The 3135-nt window shown below is 64.6% G+C and carries 3 protein-coding genes; 2 read left to right on the top strand and 1 reads right to left on the bottom strand.

Annotated features, from left to right (window positions below):
* The coding region (locus tag EOA33_RS29700) for a M48 family metalloprotease (RefSeq protein ID WP_145989342.1) at positions 1-621 on the bottom strand (621 nt) is incomplete at its 3' end.
* Between the two features lie 134 nt (positions 622-755).
* Here EOA33_RS29700 and EOA33_RS29695 point away from each other — a divergent pair.
* Together EOA33_RS29695 and EOA33_RS29690 are read left to right on the top strand one after the other, a co-directional pair.
* On the top strand, positions 756-1904 hold the full coding sequence (locus EOA33_RS29695; protein ID WP_127407263.1) for an aminotransferase class I/II-fold pyridoxal phosphate-dependent enzyme: 1149 nt from the start codon (positions 756-758) through the stop codon (positions 1902-1904).
* A 10-nt stretch (positions 1905-1914) separates the two neighbouring features.
* The gene (locus EOA33_RS29690; protein WP_127407262.1) at positions 1915-2844 is read left to right on the top strand and encodes a glutaminase; all 930 of its coding nucleotides are present in this window, start codon (positions 1915-1917) and stop codon (positions 2842-2844) included.
* The last annotated feature ends 291 nt before the right edge of the window (positions 2845-3135 follow it).

The raw sequence follows: 3135 nt of genomic DNA, 5'->3' as shown, positions 1-3135 counted from the left end.
GCCCATGCCGGACTGGCCGGTGGCGTTGAGGTAGCTGATCGCCGAGCGATCGGCAGTCGTCTCCTCGGTGCGCTGATAGGCCAGGATGCTGCGCTGCGCCATCTCGCCGCCGCCCGCCGCGACGCCCATGCCGGCGCCGGCCAGCCCACGGCTGTTGGTGGTGGCGCCGGCCACCATGGCGCCAGCGCCGAGCAGCGTGGCAATGATGGCCATCGTCTTGGCGCGCTCGAGCTGGTCGCGCAGCTTCTGCTGGTGGCCGCCGGCGATATGGCCGGCCTCGTGAGCCATGACGCCGATGATCTCGTTGGGCGTTTCCGCCGTCATCAGCGCGCCGGTGTTGATGAACATGCGGCGTCCGGTAACGAAGGCATTGAAGCTCGGATCGTTGACCAGCACGATATCGATGCCGTCATTGGCCAGCCCAGCCGCCTTGAAGATCGGCCGCGCGTAGTCGCGTACCAGTGCCTCGATCTCGGCGTCGCGCACGATGGGGACGTTTTGCGCAAATGCGCTGACCGAGCCGGAGACCGCGACGGCGGCCGCAAGCAAAAGCGTGGCGAAGCCGCGCGCGGTCCTTGCAACGGTCGATCTGGCAGTGGTCGATCTGGGTCGGCTCAACATGACAGGTCCACTGGTAGACGAGCGGGCGGAGGATGAAAAGTCGGCACCGAAAACTTCCTGCGCTTGTGATCCCCACATCAATCGGGCATTTGTGCGGCGCGGCCAGGGCGGATCCTGGCGTGTTGGATTTGAAAATGGTTGTTTCGCTTTCGCGCCGCGGCGAGGTCGAGCCGTTCCACGCCATGGATATTCTGGCCGAGGCCAACCGGTTGAAGGCGACCGGGGCGCCGGTGGTTTCGATGGCGGTCGGGCAGCCGTCCGACCCGGCGCCGGCCGGCGTGCGGCAGGCCGCTGCGAATGCCCTGAAGGTCGGGCGCATCGGCTACACCGACGCGCTGGGTCTGGCCGATCTGCGCCAGGCTATCGCAAGGCACTATGGCGACCATTACGGGATACATGTCCCGGCGGCGCGAATCGCCGTCACCACCGGATCGTCCGCCGCCTTCAACCTGGCTTTCCTCGCGATGTTCGATCCAGGCGACCGTGTCGCGATCGCCGCGCCAGGCTATCCAGCCTATCGCAACATCATGGCCGCACTCGGTATCGAGATCGTCGAGATCGAACTCGGCGGCGATGCATATCTTCATGCCGAGCATCTGAGGACCGCGCACCGCGAAGGGCCGCTGAAGGGGGTGCTGTTCGCCAGTCCGGCCAATCCGACCGGTGCGGTGATTCCGGCCGACGAGCTCGCCGCGCTGGTTTCGACGGCCGAAGAACTCGGCATCGCCGTTATTTCCGACGAGATCTACCACCGGCTCGCCTATGCCGCGCCGGACACGACGGCGCTCGCCTACGGCTCGGCCGTAACGGTGATCAATTCGTTCTCGAAATACTATTGCATGACCGGCTGGCGCATTGGTTGGATGGTGCTGCCGGAACCACTGGTGCGTCCGGTCGAGCGCATCGCCCAGAGCCTCTATATATCACCGCCGGAACTGTCGCAGATCGCCGCGATCGAAGCGTTCAAGGCGACAGAGGAGCTGGAGGCGGTGAAGGCGCGCTACGCTTGGAACCGCGAGCTGCTGATGAAGCGGCTGCCGGAGCTCGGCTTCGCGCTCGCGGCACCCATGGACGGCGCCTTCTACGCCTTCTGCGATGTCACAAGGCATACCAATGACAGCATGGCCTTCGCGCGTCGCATGCTTGCCGAGGCGCACGTGGCGGCAACGCCCGGCCGCGACTGCGATCCGCTTCAAGGCCATCGCACCATGCGCTTTTCCTATGCCGGCAGCCACGACGACATGGTCGAGGCGATGGCGCGCATCGAGCGCTGGCTGAAATAGCGGGGAGACCATGCCGGAACTCGAACAGGCGCTTGCCGAAGTCGCCGCCGAAATGGCCGAGCGCACGGATCGCGGCGACGTCGCCACCTATATCCCGCAGCTCGGCAAGGTCGACCCGAAGAAGTTCGGCATCGCGGCGGTCACCAATGACGGCCGCGTGCTGCTTGCCGGCGACGCCGAGGAAGCCTTCTCCATCCAGAGCATTTCCAAGGTGTTCACGCTGACGCTGGCGCTCGGCAATGTCGGCGATGCGCTGTGGCAGCGCGTCGGACGCGAGCCGTCGGGCAATCCGTTCAACTCGATCGTCCAGCTCGAGCATGAGAACGGCATTCCGCGCAACCCGTTCATCAATGCCGGCGCCATCGTCGTTTCGGACATATTGCTCGCCGGCCACCAGCCGCGCGAAGCGATCGGCGAGATCCTGCGCTTCATCCAGTTCCTGGCCGACGATGACACCATCATCATCGACCGCGAGGTGGCGGCCTCCGAACGTGCCACCGGCTACCGCAATTTCGCTTTAGCTAACTACATGAAATCCTTTGGCAATCTCCACCATGCGCCGGAACTGGCGCTGGGTGTCTATTTCCACCATTGCGCCGTTGCCATGAGCTGCCGGCAATTGGCAATGGCCGGCCGCTTCCTTGCCAATGGCGGCAAGAACCCGGCGACCGGGCATTCGGTGGTGTCGGCCGAGCGGGCGCGCCGCATCGGTGCGATGATGCTGACCTGCGGCCACTATGACGGATCCGGCGATTTCGCCTTCCGCGTCGGCATCCCCGGCAAAAGCGGCGTCGGCGGTGGCATATTGGGGATCGTGCCGGGGACGGCTTCGCTCGCGGTCTGGTCGCCTGGCCTCAATGCCAACGGCAATTCCAAGCTGGGCTCGATCGCGCTGGAGAGGCTGGCGAAGATGATGAACTGGTCGATCTTCGCGCCTTAGGGCTGCCGACATTCAGGTTGTGCCGGCCTGACTTCAAGGCTTGGACCACGGCGGCATAACCACAAAAAAATCCCGCGCCGTTTTTGACGACGCGGGATTTCTTTTGGTCAAGAAACTACTCCAAACCTTTGAAAGGCTTAAAAGAAGCCTTTCCGCTGCCACCAGCCGGCGCGCTTCGGCTTGTCCTCGGTTTTTGTCTCATCGGCAACGCTCGACGAGACCACTGGCACGGCCGGAGCATTTGTCGACGCGGGCTTGCGCCTGGTCGGGCGGGCTGGCTCGTCCTCGGAG

The sequence above is a fragment of the Mesorhizobium sp. M4A.F.Ca.ET.050.02.1.1 genome, from assembly GCF_003997725.1.
GTDB lineage: Bacteria > Pseudomonadota > Alphaproteobacteria > Rhizobiales > Rhizobiaceae > Mesorhizobium.
This window is presented reverse-complemented; position numbering and strand designations above follow the sequence as displayed.